The sequence below is a fragment of the Leclercia sp. UBA2479 genome, assembly GCF_002341985.1.
GTDB lineage: Bacteria > Pseudomonadota > Gammaproteobacteria > Enterobacterales > Enterobacteriaceae > Enterobacter > Enterobacter pneumoniae.
The window spans coordinates 1,140,543-1,157,184 of record NZ_DDPB01000009.1 but is presented as its reverse complement, the minus strand read 5'-3'; the positions used below and the strand labels follow the sequence as shown (position 1 = coordinate 1,157,184).

The 16,642-nt window shown below is 57.2% G+C and carries 15 protein-coding genes; 12 read left to right on the top strand and 3 right to left on the bottom strand.

The genetic code is table 11. From position 1 onward, the window contains the following. Positions 1 to 77: 77 nt before the first annotated feature. From fadI to sixA, 3 genes are all read left to right on the top strand, one after another. The gene (gene fadI, locus B3B59_RS15135; protein WP_046884664.1) at positions 78 to 1,388 is read left to right on the top strand and encodes an acetyl-CoA C-acyltransferase FadI; all 1,311 of its coding nucleotides are present in this window, start codon (positions 78 to 80) and stop codon (positions 1,386 to 1,388) included. After that, complete coding sequence (gene fadJ, locus B3B59_RS15130; protein ID WP_286809457.1) at positions 1,388 to 3,535, top strand: fatty acid oxidation complex subunit alpha FadJ; 2,148 nt, start codon at positions 1,388 to 1,390, stop codon at positions 3,533 to 3,535. Before fadI ends, fadJ begins: the two co-directional genes overlap by 1 nt. A 206-nt stretch (positions 3,536 to 3,741) precedes the next feature. Continuing rightward, on the top strand, positions 3,742 to 4,227 hold the full coding sequence (sixA, locus tag B3B59_RS15125) for a phosphohistidine phosphatase SixA (RefSeq protein WP_207292163.1): 486 nt from the start codon (positions 3,742 to 3,744) through the stop codon (positions 4,225 to 4,227). A 43-nt stretch (positions 4,228 to 4,270) separates the two neighbouring features. Here sixA and smrB read toward each other — a convergent pair whose 3' ends face one another. Continuing rightward, positions 4,271 to 4,822: an endonuclease SmrB gene (gene smrB / locus B3B59_RS15120; RefSeq protein ID WP_040074618.1), complete on the bottom strand. Its 552-nt coding sequence runs from the start codon at positions 4,820 to 4,822 to the stop codon at positions 4,271 to 4,273. Between the two features lie 157 nt (positions 4,823 to 4,979). On the opposite strand from smrB, the gene prmB reads away from it, so the two are divergent. The 6 genes from prmB to B3B59_RS15090 all read left to right on the top strand — a co-directional run bounded on the left by prmB (position 4,980) and on the right by B3B59_RS15090 (position 9,531). Beyond that, positions 4,980 to 5,912 carry a 50S ribosomal protein L3 N(5)-glutamine methyltransferase gene (gene prmB, locus B3B59_RS15115; protein ID WP_040074619.1) on the top strand — a complete coding sequence of 311 codons (933 nt, stop codon included), beginning with the start codon at positions 4,980 to 4,982 and terminating at the stop codon, positions 5,910 to 5,912. A gap of 61 nt (positions 5,913 to 5,973) precedes the next feature. After that, a complete protein-coding gene (gene aroC, locus B3B59_RS15110) occupies positions 5,974 to 7,059 on the top strand; it encodes a chorismate synthase (protein WP_286809455.1) in 1,086 nt (361 codons plus the stop codon). 2 nt (positions 7,060 to 7,061) lie between these two features. Next, positions 7,062 to 7,886, top strand: coding sequence for a penicillin-insensitive murein endopeptidase (gene mepA, locus B3B59_RS15105; protein ID WP_286809454.1), 825 nt, complete (start codon positions 7,062 to 7,064; stop codon positions 7,884 to 7,886). Then, entirely contained in the window at positions 7,886 to 8,695 is an 810-nt protein-coding gene (locus B3B59_RS15100) for a sulfite exporter TauE/SafE family protein (protein ID WP_040074622.1), read from the top strand. Before mepA ends, B3B59_RS15100 begins: the two co-directional genes overlap by 1 nt. Further along, positions 8,695 to 9,243: an elongation factor P hydroxylase gene (locus tag B3B59_RS15095; RefSeq protein WP_046884667.1), complete on the top strand. Its 549-nt coding sequence runs from the start codon at positions 8,695 to 8,697 to the stop codon at positions 9,241 to 9,243. Before B3B59_RS15100 ends, B3B59_RS15095 begins: the two co-directional genes overlap by 1 nt. A gap of 9 nt (positions 9,244 to 9,252) precedes the next feature. Beyond that, on the top strand, positions 9,253 to 9,531 hold the full coding sequence (locus tag B3B59_RS15090) for a YfcL family protein (protein WP_040074625.1): 279 nt from the start codon (positions 9,253 to 9,255) through the stop codon (positions 9,529 to 9,531). A gap of 38 nt (positions 9,532 to 9,569) precedes the next feature. Here B3B59_RS15090 and mnmC read toward each other — a convergent pair whose 3' ends face one another. Continuing rightward, positions 9,570 to 11,570 (bottom strand): bifunctional tRNA (5-methylaminomethyl-2-thiouridine)(34)-methyltransferase MnmD/FAD-dependent 5-carboxymethylaminomethyl-2-thiouridine(34) oxidoreductase MnmC, encoded by a 2,001-nt coding sequence (gene mnmC, locus B3B59_RS15085; protein ID WP_286809453.1) that lies wholly within the window; start codon positions 11,568 to 11,570, stop codon positions 9,570 to 9,572. A 158-nt stretch (positions 11,571 to 11,728) separates the two neighbouring features. On the opposite strand from mnmC, the gene fabB reads away from it, so the two are divergent. Beyond that, entirely contained in the window at positions 11,729 to 12,946 is a 1,218-nt protein-coding gene (gene fabB / locus B3B59_RS15080) for a beta-ketoacyl-ACP synthase I (protein ID WP_207292159.1), read from the top strand. Positions 12,947 to 13,152: 206 nt separating this feature from the next. Then, positions 13,153 to 14,328 carry an MFS transporter gene (locus B3B59_RS15075; protein WP_040074629.1) on the top strand — a complete coding sequence of 392 codons (1,176 nt, stop codon included), beginning with the start codon at positions 13,153 to 13,155 and terminating at the stop codon, positions 14,326 to 14,328. Between the two features lie 41 nt (positions 14,329 to 14,369). Here the strand turns inward: B3B59_RS15075 and flk are convergent, their stop codons facing one another. Further along, the gene (gene flk, locus B3B59_RS15070) at positions 14,370 to 15,374 is read right to left on the bottom strand and encodes a flagella biosynthesis regulator Flk (RefSeq protein ID WP_212477659.1); all 1,005 of its coding nucleotides are present in this window, start codon (positions 15,372 to 15,374) and stop codon (positions 14,370 to 14,372) included. 114 nt (positions 15,375 to 15,488) lie between these two features. Between flk and pdxB the strand changes: the two genes are divergently transcribed. Then, a complete protein-coding gene (pdxB, locus tag B3B59_RS15065) occupies positions 15,489 to 16,625 on the top strand; it encodes a 4-phosphoerythronate dehydrogenase PdxB (protein ID WP_046884670.1) in 1,137 nt (378 codons plus the stop codon). The last annotated feature ends 17 nt before the right edge of the window (positions 16,626 to 16,642 follow it).

Below are 16,642 nucleotides of genomic sequence, written 5' to 3'. Positions count from 1 at the left end.
CTTATGTAAAAATTTGGTTAAGACTGTTATCAGGTCAGACCACTTTGCGCTTAATTTTGTCATTACAGGGGAGTGTTATGAGTCAGGCATTACCGCTAATCACCCGTCAGGGCGATCGCATTGCCATTGTCAGCGGATTACGTACCCCCTTTGCCCGCCAGGCAACGGCGTTTCACGGGATACCGGCTGTCGATCTGGGAAAAATGGTCGTGGGGGAGATGCTTGCCCGCAGCGAAATACCTCCCGAGGTGATTGAACAGCTGGTCTTTGGCCAGGTTGTGCAAATGCCGGAAGCGCCAAACATCGCGCGTGAAATTGTGCTGGGCACGGGTATGAACGTACATACCGATGCTTACAGCGTCAGCCGCGCCTGCGCCACCAGCTTCCAGGCGGTGGCTAACGTTGCCGAAAGCCTGATGGCTGGCACCATTCGCGCCGGTATTGCCGGCGGCGCTGACTCCTCGTCTGTGCTCCCCATTGGTGTGAGTAAAACGCTGGCCCGGGTGCTGGTAGACGTCAACAAAGCCCGGACCCTGGGGCAACGTTTAAAACTCTTCTCACGGCTGCGTCTGCGCGATCTGCTTCCGGTGCCCCCTGCGGTTGCCGAGTACTCCACGGGTCTGCGGATGGGCGACACCGCTGAACAGATGGCAAAAACCTACGGTATCACCCGCGAGCAACAGGATATGCTGGCTCATCGCTCCCATCAGCGCGCAGCGCAAGCCTGGGCGGAGGGAAAGCTGGCTCAGGAGGTCATGACGGCATACACCCCGCCGTACCGTGAGCCGCTAAGTGAAGACAACAATATTCGTGGCCAATCAACGCTTGCCGATTATGCCAAACTGCGCCCGGCTTTTGATCGTAAACATGGCACCGTAACGGCCGCAAACAGCACGCCGCTCACCGATGGTGCCGCCGCCGTGATCCTGATGACCGAGTCTCGTGCCAAAGAGCTGGGGCTCACGCCGCTCGGCTACCTGCGCAGCTACGCCTTTACCGCCATTGATGTCTGGCAAGACATGCTGCTGGGCCCTGCCTGGTCCACGCCACTGGCGCTGGAGCGAGCGGGTCTTACCCTCGGCGATCTTACCCTTATTGATATGCACGAAGCCTTTGCCGCCCAGACGCTGGCGAACCTGCAATTGCTTGCCAGCGAACGATTCGCCCGTGATGTACTGGGGCGCTCTCATGCCACCGGCGAGGTTGATGAGAGCAAATTCAACGTGCTGGGTGGATCTATTGCCTACGGACATCCGTTCGCGGCAACCGGGGCGCGCATGATTACCCAGACGCTGCACGAGCTGCGCCGTCGCGGTGGTGGATTTGGCCTCGTCACCGCCTGCGCGGCGGGTGGTTTAGGTGCAGCCATGGTACTGGAGGCGGAATAATGGATAACATGACAGCATTTACCCTACATGTACGGCTGGATAACGTGGCGGTAGTGACCATCGACGCCCCCGGCGAAAAGATGAATACCCTGAAAGCCGAATTTGGCGCGCAGGTGCGTGCCATCCTCAAACAGGTGCGTGAAAACAAAGCGCTGCGCGGCCTGGTGTTCATTTCTGCAAAACCCGACAACTTTATTGCCGGCGCCGATATCAACATGATTGCCAGTGCGCCTGACGCACAGGCTGCCGAAGATCTTGCCCGCCAGGGACAGCAGATCATGGCCGAGATCCATGCCTTGTCGATCCCGGCGATCGCCGCGATCCACGGCGCCTGTCTCGGCGGCGGTCTTGAGCTGGCGCTGGCATGTCATGGGCGCGTCTGCACTGACGACAACAAAACGGTACTCGGTTTACCGGAAGTTCAGCTCGGCCTGCTTCCCGGCTCTGGCGGCACGCAGCGTCTGCCGCGTCTGGTGGGTGTCAGCACGGCCCTGGAGATGATCCTCACCGGCAAGCAACTGCGTCCTCGCCAGGCGCTGAAGGCGGGGCTGGTGGATGAAGTGGTACCGCACTCCATTCTGCTTGAGGCGGCCGTCGAGCGCGCCCTGCAGGGGCGTACGACCCGTCGCCTTCTGCCCGTGCGCGAGCGTGTGCTGGCCGGGCCGCTGGGGCGCACCTTGCTCTTCAGTATGGTGGGTAAAAAAACCGAGCAGAAGACCAAAGGAAACTACCCGGCGGTAAAACGCATTCTCGAGGTGGTGGAGACAGGTCTTGCTCAGGGCAGCAGCAGCGGTTATGCCGCTGAAGCGAAAGCCTTTGGTGAACTGGCGATGACCCCCGAATCGCAGGCGTTACGCAGTCTCTTTTTTGCCAGTACTGATCTGAAAAAAGATCCCGGCAGCGAGGCTCAACCTGGTCCGCTCAATGCAGTTGGCGTGCTGGGAGGTGGACTGATGGGAGGGGGAATTGCTTTTGTCAGCGCCAGCAAGGCCAGAGTGCCAGTACGTATTAAAGACATCAATCCAAAAGGGATCAATCATGCGCTGCAGCACAGTTGGCAGCAGCTTGATAACAAGGTCAAACGGCGCCATATCAAAGCCAGCGAGCGCGATAAAACCCTGGGGATGATCTCCGGCACCACGGACTACAGCGGATTTCATCACCGGGATGTGGTGATCGAGGCGGTGTTTGAAGATCTGGCTCTTAAACAGCAGATGGTGGCAGAAGTTGAAGCGCACTGCGCGCCGCACACGATTTTTGCGTCAAATACCTCTTCGCTGCCGATTAGTGATATTGCCGCCCTTGCTGCGCGGCCGGAGCAAGTGATTGGGCTCCATTTCTTTAGTCCGGTTGAAAAAATGCCGCTGGTGGAGGTGATTCCACACGCTGCGACCAGTCCGCAAACCGTGGCAACTATCGTCAGTCTGGCGAAAAAGCAGGGAAAAACGCCGATCGTGGTGGCGGATAAAGCCGGTTTCTACGTGAACCGTATTCTTGCTCCCTACATTAATGAGGCGATGCGTCTACTCACCGAAGGGGAAAAGGTCGAGCATATCGACGACGCATTGGTGAAATTTGGTTTCCCCGTCGGCCCAATCCAACTTTTGGATGAGGTAGGAATTGATACCGGAACTAAAATTATTCCTGTACTGGAAAGTGCTTACGGTGAACGATTTGCTGCCCCTGCAAACATCGTTGCAGCGATTTTGAATGACGATCGCAAAGGCAGAAAAAATGGCCGTGGTTTCTATCTTTACGCTGCAAAAGGGCGTAAAAGCAAGAAGCAAGTTGACCCAGCGATTTATGGGCTTATTAGGTCACAGGGGCAGAGCAAACTCTCCGCAGCGCAGTGCGTAGAACGCTGCGTAATGATGATGCTTAACGAAGCGGCACGCTGCTTCGACGAGGGTGTGATCAAAAACGCCCGGGATGGCGATATCGGTGCGGTGTTTGGTATCGGTTTTCCACCTTTCCTGGGTGGCCCGTTCAGGTATATGGATACGCTGGGAGCGGGTGAAGTGGTTGCAACGTTGCAGCGTCTGGCTGCGCAATATGGCCCACGGTTCGCACCGTGCGACGCACTATTGCAGATGGCCGCGCAGGGGCTGAAATTCTGGCCAGCAAAAGAAACTGATCTTGTAAGTTAAGGTCAAAGAAGAGTAAATCCTTCGTTGAATGAAGGGTCTCTGTCCAAATTGTAAACGGGCATTGACTATAATTACGCCGATGAGGTAAAAAACGGCGTTTCATTCAACGATGGGATCAGGCACAATGCCCGGCCATTGGGTTTGCTACCCTGCAATTTTTGCAGGTTGTGAACGCCGATGATCCTGGTCAACAAAAGCGGTGTAATATGCAAGTTTTTATCATGCGTCACGGCGACGCGGCTCTTGAAGCCGCCAGTGACTCTGTCCGTCCTCTTACACCTTGCGGCTGTGACGAATCCCGTCAGATGGCTACCTGGCTGAAAGGGCAAAAAGTGGATATTGAACGTGTCCTGGTGAGCCCGTATCTGCGAGCTGAACAGACGCTGGATGTGGTAGGGGAGTGTATGAACCTGCCAAAAGAGGTCGATGTTCTGCCTGAGCTTACTCCGGGCGGCGATGTCGGTCTGGTCAGTGCCTATCTTCAGGCCCTGTGCAATGAAGGTGTCGCCTCGGCGCTGATCATCTCCCACCTGCCACTGGTTGGTTATCTGGTTTCTGAACTCTGCCCGGGCGAAACGCCGCCGATGTTCAGCACCTCAGGGATAGCGAATGTCACCCTCGATGAGTCGGGTAAAGGGGTATTTAACTGGCAGATCGGCCCTTGCAATCTAAAGATGGCCAAAGCCATCTGACGACAGTGTCATTAAGGCGGGGCGCTTAGCACCCGCCTTTCTGTCAGGGCAGCTCAGGCGGCTGCCACTCTTCCACCTCAATCAGCACCAGTAATGCGGCATCTCCACCGTACTCTTTGGGTGCCTGATGAAAAGCCATAATATGCGGATGCTGGGCAAGCCAGAGCGGGGTTTGCTGTTTAAGAATATGCTTTCCGTGGCCGTGCATCACGCAGGCGCAGAAAACATGCTCCCGACGGCAGGCGGCGATCAATGCGCCCAGCTCCTGTTTGGCCTGCATCTGGGTTAATCCGTGCAGATCGAGAAATAACTCCGGCGAATAATCACCCCGACGCAATTTCTTCAGCTCAAAGTGGCTCACATCCGGGCGCACATACTTCATCGCCCCTTCCGTATTCAGCAGCGGCTGAAATTCATCCGAGAAATAGTGGCTGGCATCGGCCTGCTCTGAGATCAGGCGTTTTACCGGTAGCTCGGTGATTTTTTTACGCTGCGGGCGGTGGACAAAGGTGTCCTGCTTAATTTTACGCGTGCCGGTCATGAGCTGACGAAACAGCGTTTGATCCTCCTCGCTGAGCGATGTTTTCTTTTTCATTTGGTCGTCTCATCTTCTGTTTGCCACAGTGTACCTGACTACCCGCCCCGCAAAACGCATTTTTTAAACGCCAGCCGTTGCTGACAATGCTGATTTATCGCCGTCTTCATGGCAAACTAGCCGCCGAAAAATTAGCGAGCATGCCCTGGAGGGAAAAGTGGATAAAATATTTGTCGATGAAGCAGTGAATGAGCTGCATACCATTCAGGACATGTTGCGTTGGTCGGTTAGCCGCTTCAGCGCCGCCAACATCTGGTATGGTCACGGTACTGATAACCCGTGGGACGAAGCGGTGCAGTTAGTTCTGCCGTCGCTCTATCTGCCACTGGATATCCCGGAAGATATGCGCACTGCGCGCCTGACCTCCAGCGAGAAACACCGTATCGTTGAGCGCGTCATTCGCCGCGTGAACGAGCGTATTCCGGTAGCCTACCTCACCAATAAAGCCTGGTTCTGCGGCCACGAATTCTACGTTGATGAGCGCGTGCTGGTTCCGCGTTCGCCTATTGGTGAGCTGATTAACAATCAGTTCTCTGGCCTTATCGACCATCAGCCTGAACATATTCTGGATATGTGCACCGGTAGCGGCTGTATAGCTATTGCCTGTGCTTACGCCTTCCCGGAAGCGGAGGTGGACGCGGTCGATATCTCTTCCGACGCGCTGGCGGTGACGGAACATAACATCGAAGAGCATGGACTGATCCATCACGTTACGCCGATCCGCTCCGATCTGTTCCGCGATTTGCCGAAGCTGCAATATGATCTGATTGTCACCAACCCGCCGTACGTCGATGCGGAAGATATGTCCGATCTGCCAAACGAGTATCGCCACGAACCAGAGCTGGGTCTTGCCTCCGGTAGCGACGGCCTGAAACTGACCCGCCGCATTCTGGCCTGCGCGCCAGAGTACCTGACCGACGACGGCGTTCTGATTTGTGAAGTGGGCAACAGCATGGTACATCTGATAGAGCAGTACCCGGATGTGCCGTTCACCTGGCTCGAATTTGACAACGGTGGCGACGGCGTCTTTATGCTGACCAAAGCGCAGCTGATCGCAGCGCGCGAATACTTCAGCATCTACAAAGATTAATCCAGCGGGCTTCGGCCCGTTTCACAACGCTCAAATACAGAACAACGACAACGGAGCCGTGATGGCAGGAAACAGTATTGGACAATTATTCCGCGTGACCACGTTCGGTGAGTCACACGGGCTGGCGCTGGGCTGTATCGTTGATGGCGTGCCGCCAGGCATCGAACTGACAGAAGCGGATTTACAGCACGACCTCGACCGTCGTCGCCCGGGCACCTCGCGCTACACCACGCAGCGTCGCGAGCCGGACAGCGTCAAGATCCTTTCCGGTGTTTTCGAAGGCCGCACAACCGGCACCAGCATTGGTCTGCTGATTGAAAACACTGACCAGCGCTCGCAGGATTACGGCGCCATTAAAGATGTGTTCCGTCCGGGCCATGCCGATTACACCTACGAACAAAAATACGGTTTTCGCGACTATCGCGGCGGCGGACGCTCTTCCGCGCGTGAGACAGCGATGCGCGTGGCGGCAGGGGCGATTGCCAAGAAATATCTGGCCCAGAAATTTGGCATTGTGATCCGCGGCTGCCTGACCCAGATGGGCGACATTCCGCTGGCGATCAAAGACTGGGATCAGGTCGAACAAAACCCGTTCTTCTGTGCCGATGCCGATAAACTTGAGGCGCTGGACGAACTGATGCGTGGCCTGAAAAAAGAGGGCGACTCCATCGGTGCCAAAGTCACGGTTGTGGCGGAGGGTGTTCCTGCGGGCTGGGGTGAACCGGTCTTCGACCGCCTGGATGCTGATATCGCCCACGCGATGATGAGCATCAACGCCGTGAAAGGGGTGGAGATTGGCGACGGTTTCGGCGTTGTGGCGCTGCGCGGTAGTCAGAATCGCGATGAAATTACCAAAGAGGGCTTCCAGAGCAATCATGCGGGCGGCATTCTGGGGGGTATCAGCAGCGGTCAGCACATTGTGGCCAATATTGCGCTGAAACCGACCTCCAGCATCACCGTGCCGGGTCACACGATTAACCGCTCTGGCGAAGACGTTGAGATGATCACCAAAGGGCGTCACGATCCTTGTGTGGGGATCCGCGCGGTGCCGATCGCAGAAGCGATGCTGGCCATCGTGCTGATGGATCACTTCCTGCGCCAGCGCGCGCAGAATGCGGATGTGACGACCACCATTCCACGCTGGTAAACATGAAAAAAACCGCAATTGCTCTGCTGGCGCTGGTTGCCAGCGGAGCCAGCCTGGCAGCGACGCCGTGGCAGAAGATTACCCATCCGGTGGCGGGAAGCGCGCAGTCTATTGGCGCCTTCTCGAATGGCTGTATCGTCGGCGCGCAAGCGCTGCCGTTGCAATCCAGCACGTATCAAGTCATGCGCACCGATCAGCGACGTTACTTCGGCCATCCGGATCTGGTCTCGTTTATCGAACGTCTGGGTACCCAGGTTAACACTCTCGGGCTGGGAACGATGCTGATAGGCGATATGGGGATGCCAGCGGGCGGGCGCTTCAATGGCGGCCACGCCAGCCATCAGACCGGGCTGGATGTCGATATCTTCCTGCAACTCCCTAAAACACGCTGGACGTCTTCGCAATTATTAAAGCCCCAGGCGCTGGATTTGGTAGCGCGTGACGGCAAAAACGTGGTGCCGTCGCTCTGGACCCCAGAGGTATTTAGCCTGATCAAGCTTGCGGCAAAAGACAACGACGTGACGCGCATCTTTGTTAACCCGGCCATTAAACAGCGTCTTTGCCAGGATGCCGGCAGCGATCGTGACTGGCTGCGCAAAGTGCGGCCGTGGTTCCAGCATCGCGCGCATATGCACGTCCGGCTGCGCTGCCCGGCAAACAGCCTGGAGTGTGAAGATCAGCCTTTGCCTCCGGATGGCGACGGCTGTGGCATGGAATTACAAAGCTGGTTTGAACCGCCAAAACCGGGTACCACTAAACCTGAGAAGAAGACACCGCCTCCGCTGCCCCCTTCCTGTCAGGCGCTACTGGACGAGCATGTACTGTAATGGATAATTTCGTTGAGTTATTTATGGTGTCACCGCTGCTGCTGCTGGCACTTTTTTTTGTCGCTATGCTGGCGGGCTTTATCGATGCCCTGGCGGGCGGCGGCGGGTTGTTAACTGTCCCTGCGCTGTTAGCGGTAGGGATGAGTCCGGCGCAAGCGCTGGCGACCAATAAGCTGCAGGCCTGCGGGGGATCCGTCTCCGCCACGCTCTATTTTGTGCGCCGCAAAGTGGTCAGCATTGCCGATCAGAAACTCAATATTTTGATGACCTTTATCGGCTCAACGAGCGGGGCGCTGCTGGTGCAGCACGTTCAGTCCGACATCTTACGTCAAATCCTGCCGCTGCTGGTCATCTGCATTGGTCTCTACTTCCTGCTTATGCCAAAACTGGGCGAAGAGGACCGCCAGCGCCGACTGCACGGTCTGCCGTTTGCCCTCATCGCCGGGGGTTGCGTGGGATTCTACGACGGCTTTTTCGGGCCGGGGGCCGGGTCGTTCTACGCGCTGGCCTTTGTCACCCTGGCCGGTTTCAACCTCGCTAAATCCACCGCCCATGCCAAAATGCTCAACGCCACCTCGAACCTGGGCGGCCTGCTGCTGTTTATCATCGGCGGAAAGGTGATCTGGGCAACCGGTTTTGTCATGATGGCAGGACAATTTCTTGGAGCGCGAATGGGGTCGCGCCTGGTGCTCAGCAAAGGGCAACAGCTCATTCGTCCGATGATCGTGATCGTCTCGGCGGTGATGAGTGCAAAACTACTTTATGACAGCCACGGACAGGAGATCCTCAGCTGGTTGGGGATGAACTAATGAACAGTACGCATAAATATGAACAGCTGATCGCCATTTTCGACGGCTGCTTTGCCGATGATTTTAATACCCGTCTGATTAAAGGCGACGACGAACCGATCTATCTTCCTGCAGATGCAGAAGTGTCGTACAACCGGATCGTCTTTGCCCACGGATTTTATGCCAGCGCCATGCACGAGATCTCACACTGGTGCATTGCCGGAAAAGCCCGCCGCGAGCAGGTCGATTTCGGCTACTGGTACTGCCCGGACGGTCGCGACGCCGCGACGCAGGGGCAATTTGAGGATGTGGAAGTGAAACCGCAGTCCCTCGAATGGTTGTTCTGCGTCGCGGCGGGTTTTCCCTTTAACGTCAGCTGCGACAATCTGGAAGGCGAGTGCGAACCGGATCGTATCGCGTTTCAACGTCGCGTGCATGCGCAGGTCATGACGTACCTGGATAAGGGAATACCGGAACGCCCGGCGCGCTTTATCCAGGCGCTGCAAAACTATTATCACACACCGGCCATAACGGCGGAGCAGTTCCCGTGGCCGGAAGATCTTAATTGAGGAAAGAAGATGATCGCAGAATTTGAATCACGCATCCTGGCGTTAATTGATGACATGGTAGAGCACGCCAGTGACGATGAACTGTTTGCCAGCGGTTATCTGCGTGGGCACCTGACGCTGGCGATTGCCGAGCTGGAAGCGGGTGACGATCACTCTCCGCAGGCCGTGCACCAGGGGGTGAGCCGCAGCCTTGAAAAAGCGATTCAGGCCGGTGAACTCAACCCACGCGACCAGTCTCTGGTGGTGGGCATGTGGGACAACCTGTTCCAGCAGGCCAGCAAGCACTAAGCTTTACCCTCCCTCTCCCGCGGGAGAGGGAAGTACCCCTATTTTACCTGCTTTCCTTTCAGCAATTTTCTCACCCATAGCCGGTTCGGATTCAATCCCGCCAGGGTCGTCGCATCCAGCGGAATAGGCTCATTACTCATTTGCGATGCCAGCACCTCTGCCGCCAGCGGCGCGGAGCAGAGGCCACGCGAACCCAGCGCACCCAGCAGATAGAGATCGGGCCACACTGGTGCAGAGTCGGCGTTCTCTTTATTGCCTGCCAGATCGGCATAGCGCGCCAGCGTGGCGTCGTAATCTGCCGCGTTACCGATCATCGGCAGATGATCGCGCGAGGCGCAGCGCACCCCGTTACGGGCCTGCTTGCCGCTGACATCCACCTCTTTAGCCCACTCAGCACTGGGGAAGCAGTCCAGCAAGCGCTGACGATTATGCTGCTGATCTTCTTCGCGATAGCGAGCCTCGGTCTCGCCGCGATGATAACTGGCGCCAATACAGTGCTGGCCGTTGGAGGGATTCTGTGGCGTGAGGTAGCCGTCATAACAGAGTACCTGGCGCAGCTGGCTGAGCCGAGGCGCCGCCGGGATATGGCTGACCTGGCCACTCACCGGATAGACCGGTAGGGCCTCTGTCTGACTGAACCCACTGATATTTTCCCCGTTGGCCAGCACTACCGCGTGATGCTGCTCGCGCTGGCCGTCGCTAAAGGTAATCGTCCACTGTGCCTCTTCACGCGTTAAAGATGCTGCGGTGCGGGCGTAGTGCACCTGTAAACCGCGCTGGCAGGCGAGGGCGATAGCGCCTGCGGTGAGTTCTGCCGGGCAGAGCCAGCCGCCGAGCGGGTACTGAATGCCACCGCAGCCGGTTTCCACCCCGGTTGTTTCCTGCACCTGCTCCGCATTCACCGCTGCGGCGAGGGGAGCCGGCAGCCCCAGTGAAAGCATCTGGTCGATTTTTTGCTGACTTTTTTCATCCCAGCCGAGCTGGGTTACGCCGCACCAGTCATGATCAAAGCTAACCGGCAGGGCATCGTAGAAACGACGGGCGAAAGTAAAGGCCGCGGGGAAAAAGCGGCTCAGGGCCGGGTCGTGAGCGCTAAGTAGCGGGTAAAGCGCCCCCTGGCGATTGCCGGACGCTCCCGCGGCCGGGGCGTCGTCGGCGCAGTACAAGGTGACCTGCCAGCCGCGCTGAATCAGGGCCAGCGCGAGAAGGGCACTGGCGACGCCGCCGCCGATAATGGCCGTTTCCCGTTTCTCACTGCCGCTGCGGGCAAACCAGGGGGCGCGGGCCGGGGAGGCGTTGTCCTGCTCCATCACCCCCACCAGCATTTCCCGTTTGCGGCCAAAACCTTTTACCTTCTGCACGCTGAAACCGGCCTCTTTTAACCCGCGACGGACAAAACCGGCGCAGGTAAAGGTCGCAAATGTCCCGCCCGGGCGCACCAGGCGCGCCATTGCAGAAAACAGATTGTCATTCCACATCTCCGGATTTTTCGCCGGGGCAAAGCCATCTAAAAACCAGGCATCGACCTTCTGATTAAGCGAGTCATCCAGGGTTTCGGTTAGCGCGTTGATGTCCCCAAGCCACAGATCGAGTGTGACGCGCCCCTCGTCCATGATCAGGCGATGGCACCCCGGCAGCGGCAGGGGCCACTGCTTTTGCAGCTGCTCTGCAAAGGGGGCGAGTTCTGGCCAGTGCTGATGCGAAAGGATCAAATCGTCCTGGGTCAGCGGAAATTTTTCAAAACTGATGAAATGTAATCTTTGCAGGGTAGCGTCGGGGTGTGCGGTGCGGAAATGCGCAAACGCCTGCCAGAGGGTAAGAAAGTTTAAACCCGTACCAAAACCGCTCTCAGCCACCACAAACTGGCTGCGCGGGTGGTCAGGGAAGCGCGAAAGAATGTGGTTTCCGTTGAGGAAAACATAACGAGTTTCCTCCAGTCCGTTATCATTAGAGAAGTAGACGTCATCAAAATCTCGGGAAACAGGTGTACCCTCAGCGTTGAATTCGAGGTTGGCGGGTTGTATAGCGTTATGTTTCACGTAAGTTACTCGTCTGACAGGCAGTGGCACGATCTTAGCGATGTGTGCCTGAGGGTGCAAATTTCCGCAGAAATTGGCTGATCGGACTTGTTCGGCGTACAAGTGTACGCTATTGTGCGACTCGAAACTTACTTTAGTGCGACTTACAGAGGTATTGAATGAAACGTGCAGTGATTACTGGCCTGGGCATCGTTTCCAGCATCGGTAATAACCAGCAGGAAGTCCTGGCATCTCTGCGTGAAGGACGCTCCGGGATCACTTTCTCTGAAGAGTTTAAAGATTCAGGTATGCGTAGCCACGTATGGGGTAACGTCAAACTGGACACCACCGGTTTGATCGACCGCAAAGTGGTTCGTTTCATGAACGATGCCTCTATTTATGCTTATCTCTCCATGCAGGAAGCGATTGCTGATGCTGGCCTGAGCGAAGACGTTTATCAGAACAACCCACGTGTGGGTCTGATCGCCGGTTCCGGTGGTTCGTCTAAGGCGCAGGTATTTGGTGCTGACGCAATGCGTAGCCCGCGTGGTCTGAAAGCGGTTGGCCCGTATGTCGTCACCAAAGCAATGGGTTCTGCGGTCTCCGCGTGCCTGGCAACCCCTTTCAAAATCCATGGCGTTAACTACTCCATCAGCTCTGCCTGTGCGACCTCCGCGCACTGCATCGGTAACGCGGTTGAGCAGATCCAGTTAGGTAAACAGGACATCGTGTTTGCTGGCGGCGGCGAAGAGCTGGGCTGGGAAATGGCCTGTGAGTTCGACGCAATGGGTGCGCTCTCTACCAAGTACAATGAAACGCCTGACCAGGCTTCCCGTACCTATGATGCAAACCGTGACGGTTTCGTTATCGCAGGCGGCGGTGGCATGGTTGTGGTTGAAGAGCTGGAACACGCCCTGGCGCGTGGTGCTCACATCTACGCTGAAATCGTTGGCTACGGTGCAACTTCCGATGGTGCAGATATGGTTGCTCCGTCTGGCGAAGGCGCAGTGCGCTGCATGAAGATGGCGATGCACGGCATTGACACCCCAATCGATTACCTGAACTCCCACGGCACCTCCACGCCGGTAGGCGATGTGAAAGAACTGGGTGCGATTCGTGAAGTCTTCGGCGACAACAGCCCGGCTATCTCTGCAACCAAAGCAATGACCGGCCACTCTCTGGGTGCAGCTGGCGTGCAGGAAGCTATCTACTCTCTGCTGATGCTGGAACACGGCTTTATTGCCCCAAGCATCAACATCGACGAGATGGACGAGCAGGCTGCGGGTCTGAACATCGTGACCGCGCCAACCGAGCGTGAACTGAATACTGTTATGTCTAACAGTTTCGGTTTTGGTGGTACCAATGCCACGCTGGTAATGCGTAAGCTGAACGCGTAAGTTCAGGCAGTTTGCAAAAAGGGAGCCTCAGGGCTCCCTTTTTTACGTTGACAAGATGCTGATCCAACAGGCAAACTTTCTGGCTAAACATTATCATCACGGTAATGCGTAAGCGTTTAACGTCAACCAACGCACCTTAATCCTGATCGTCAGGTAGAGGGGGCGTGGCATTTCTCCCCGCCTTACTCTTCATTTTGGAGTAAAGCATGACAGCAGTAACCCAACAAGAAAGCTCTTCAGCGAATGTCTCGCTGTTTCGCATCGCCTTCGCGGTGTTTCTCACCTACATGACCGTCGGCCTGCCGCTACCGGTAATCCCCCTATTTGTTCACCAGGAGCTGGGCTACGGCAATACTTTGGTCGGCATTGCCGTGGGTGTTCAGTTTTTAGCTACCGTACTAACCCGTGGCTACGCCGGGCGACTGGCGGATCAGCATGGCGCCAAACGTTCGGCGTTACAGGGAATGTTTGCCTGTGGGCTGGCCGGCGGTGCCTGGCTGCTGGCGGCGCTACTGCCGGTGGATGCAGTGGTGAAATTCGCGCTGCTCATTGTAGGTCGCCTTATTCTGGGCTTTGGTGAAAGCCAGCTTCTGACCGGGACCCTCACCTGGGGAATGGGGCTGGTTGGCCCTGCGCGCTCCGGGAAAGTGATGTCCTGGAACGGTATGGCTATCTACGGTGCTCTGGCGGCGGGTGCGCCGCTGGGTCTGCTGATTCACAGCCATTTTGGTTTTGCTGCGCTGGCCGGCACCACCATGCTACTGCCATTGCTGGCCTGGGCCTTTAACGGCCCGGTACGAAAGGTGCCTGCCCATAAAGGCGAGCGACCGTCGCTATGGAGCGTAGTCGGGCAGATCTGGCAGCCAGGTCTGGGGCTGGCGTTGCAGGGAGTGGGATTCGCCGTTATTGGGACCTTCGTGTCGCTCTACTTTATGAGCCGCGGCTGGGCAATGGCGGGCTTTACCCTGACGGCGTTTGGCGGAGCTTTTGTACTGATGCGCGTGCTTTTTGGCTGGATGCCGGATCGCTTTGGCGGGGTGAAGGTTGCCGTCGCGTCGCTGGCGATCGAGACGGTAGGTCTGCTGATGTTGTGGCAAGCGCCAGTGGCTTCGGTTGCACTCCTCGGGGCGGCGCTAACCGGCTGCGGTTGTTCGCTCATCTTCCCGGCGCTGGGCGTAGAAGTGGTGAAGCGTGTGGCGCCGCAGGTGCGCGGCACGGCACTGGGTGGCTATGCGGCGTTTCAGGATATCTCGTACGGCGTAACCGGCCCGCTGGCAGGGCTACTGGCAACCTCGATGGGTTATCCGTCGGTATTTCTGGCAGGGGCCGTTTCAGCCGTCGTGGGGATTGTCGTTACGCTGCTGGCATTTCGTAAAGGGTAGCTCGCTGCCGGGGGATCTCCTCATCCTTGAGGAGAAGCCTGTCAGACTACCAGCCAGAACAGCGCCAGCGCGACCATCAGCGCCACAAACATCAATCCCGGACGTGCAGTCAGCGTTCGGAATGTCTCGACAACCGGGGCAAACAGCGGGCTGTAAATAGGCTGTATATTGCGTGCCTCTGGCACGCCGCTCTCACGTTCGGCACGGCGAACGAAGATCTGGTTCAGGATATCCTGCACCTGAGCGGTCGTCAGCACCGTTTGCGGCGTCGCCTGCCAGTTCTGCTGGGCATAGTCGCGTATCGTCTCGAACTCCTGTGGCTCCAGTGGCTGTTTCAGCGCGGCCTGCACCGTGTGCAGCGTTGGCGCACTCTGGGCATTCAGCGTCTGGCGCGCCTGCAGCCAGGTAACCAGATGGGTGAACTGTTTCGCCGGGATGAGCTCTCCCGCCTTCACCCCTGAAAGCTCCAGCATCGACTGCCAGATAAGCTTCGTTGGCTCGCCGGTAGCGGCAGCCAGCCGGGTGACCATCTGTTTAAGAGTGTTGTGCTCGGCAGGCTGAAGCGGACGTTCCGTCGCGGGCCGCTGTTGCGGCTGAGGGATGGTCAGCTCTTTATTCTGTAAAAGCGTCAGCACCGTCTTTAGCTGCTCCGGCGTCAACTGGCTTAGCGCCGTGTGTCCGAACTCATGGCGAATAAAATCACTCACCGCCTGGCGGTTATTCCCCTGGCTTAACAACTCCGTCAGTTGTGACACCATCTGACGCGTAGTGTGATTCTGCTGCGCAGCGTTAAGGCGCTGGTTAAGATTCTGTTCGGCCGCAGGGAAGTGGCGCGATTGCAACGGAGTGTCATTCTTCAGCCCCAGATCATGCTTAACCCCGGCCCAGACCTCCGCGTTTTGTTGCGACGTTAGCGCAATAAGACGCGTAATAAGGCGCTCCAGCACGGTGCGCTGCTGCGTGGAGAGAGGCTGTTCGCCAACGTTCGAAGGGGCTACGGGGCCTTCACCCGGAGGGCGCGGCGGCGTGCCTGAAATGGGCTGCATCGTCTATCAATCCTTAAAGTCATTACTCACCGTAAACCGGGTTTACGTGTATGCCTGGCGGCGAGATTATGGCACACTTGGCAGGTTTTCTTCCTCTCAAACAGGTACTCAGCCGTGAAAATCCTCGTTGATGAAAATATGCCTTACGCGCGTGAGCTTTTCAGCCGTCTGGGCGATGTAAAAGCGGTTGCTGGTCGCCCCATCCCCGTCGCGGAACTGGACGACGCGGATGCCCTGATGGTGCGCTCGGTAACGAAGGTGAATGAGGCGTTACTGGCCGGTAAGCCGGTGAAATTTGTCGGCACCGCAACAGCAGGCACCGATCATGTGGATGATACATGGCTGAAACAGGCCGGTATTGGCTTTTCTGCCGCCCCCGGCTGTAATGCCATCGCAGTGGTGGAGTATGTCTTTTCCGCTCTCTTAATGCTGGCCGAACGCGACGGCTTTGCCCTGCGCGATCGCACCGTGGGCATTATCGGGGTGGGGAATGTGGGCGGTCGCCTGCAAAAACGCCTTGAGGCGCTAGGCATACGTACGCTGCTTTGCGATCCGCCGCGTGCCGATCGGGGTGACGAAGGCGAGTTCCATTCGCTGGAGCAGCTGGTGGCAGAGTGTGACGTTTTGACTTTCCATACCCCGCTCTTCAAAGATGGTCCTTATAAATCGCTGCATCTCGTCGACGACGCACTCCTCCGCGCCCTTAAGCCTGGCACTATTCTGATTAACGCCTGTCGCGGGCCGGTCGTGGATAACGCCGCGCTCCTGAACCGTCTCGACGCCGGACAGGATCTGAGCGTGGTACTGGACGTGTGGGAGCCGGAGCCGGATCTCAACGTCGAATTACTGGCGAAGGTGGATATTGGCACCGCGCACATTGCAGGCTACACCCTTGAGGGGAAAGCGCGCGGCACCACCCAGGTCTTTGAGGCCTATAGCGCCTTCATTGGCCAGGCGCAGCAGGTAGCGCTCGACACGCTGCTGCCGACGCCGGAGTTCGGCCGCCTGACGCTGCATGGCCCATTCGATGAGTCGACGCTAAAAAGGCTGGTCCATTTAGTGTATGATGTGCGCCGCGATGACGCGCTGCTGCGTAAAGTGGCGGGTATTCCGGGTGAATTTGACAAGCTGCGCAAGCATTACCATGAGCGTCGCGAATGGTCTTCCCTGTATATCATGTGTGATGACGCCAATGCCGCGTCCATGCTGCATAAGCTGGGTTTCAACGCCGTTCATCATCCGGTACGTTAATATCTTCTTTATGCTCC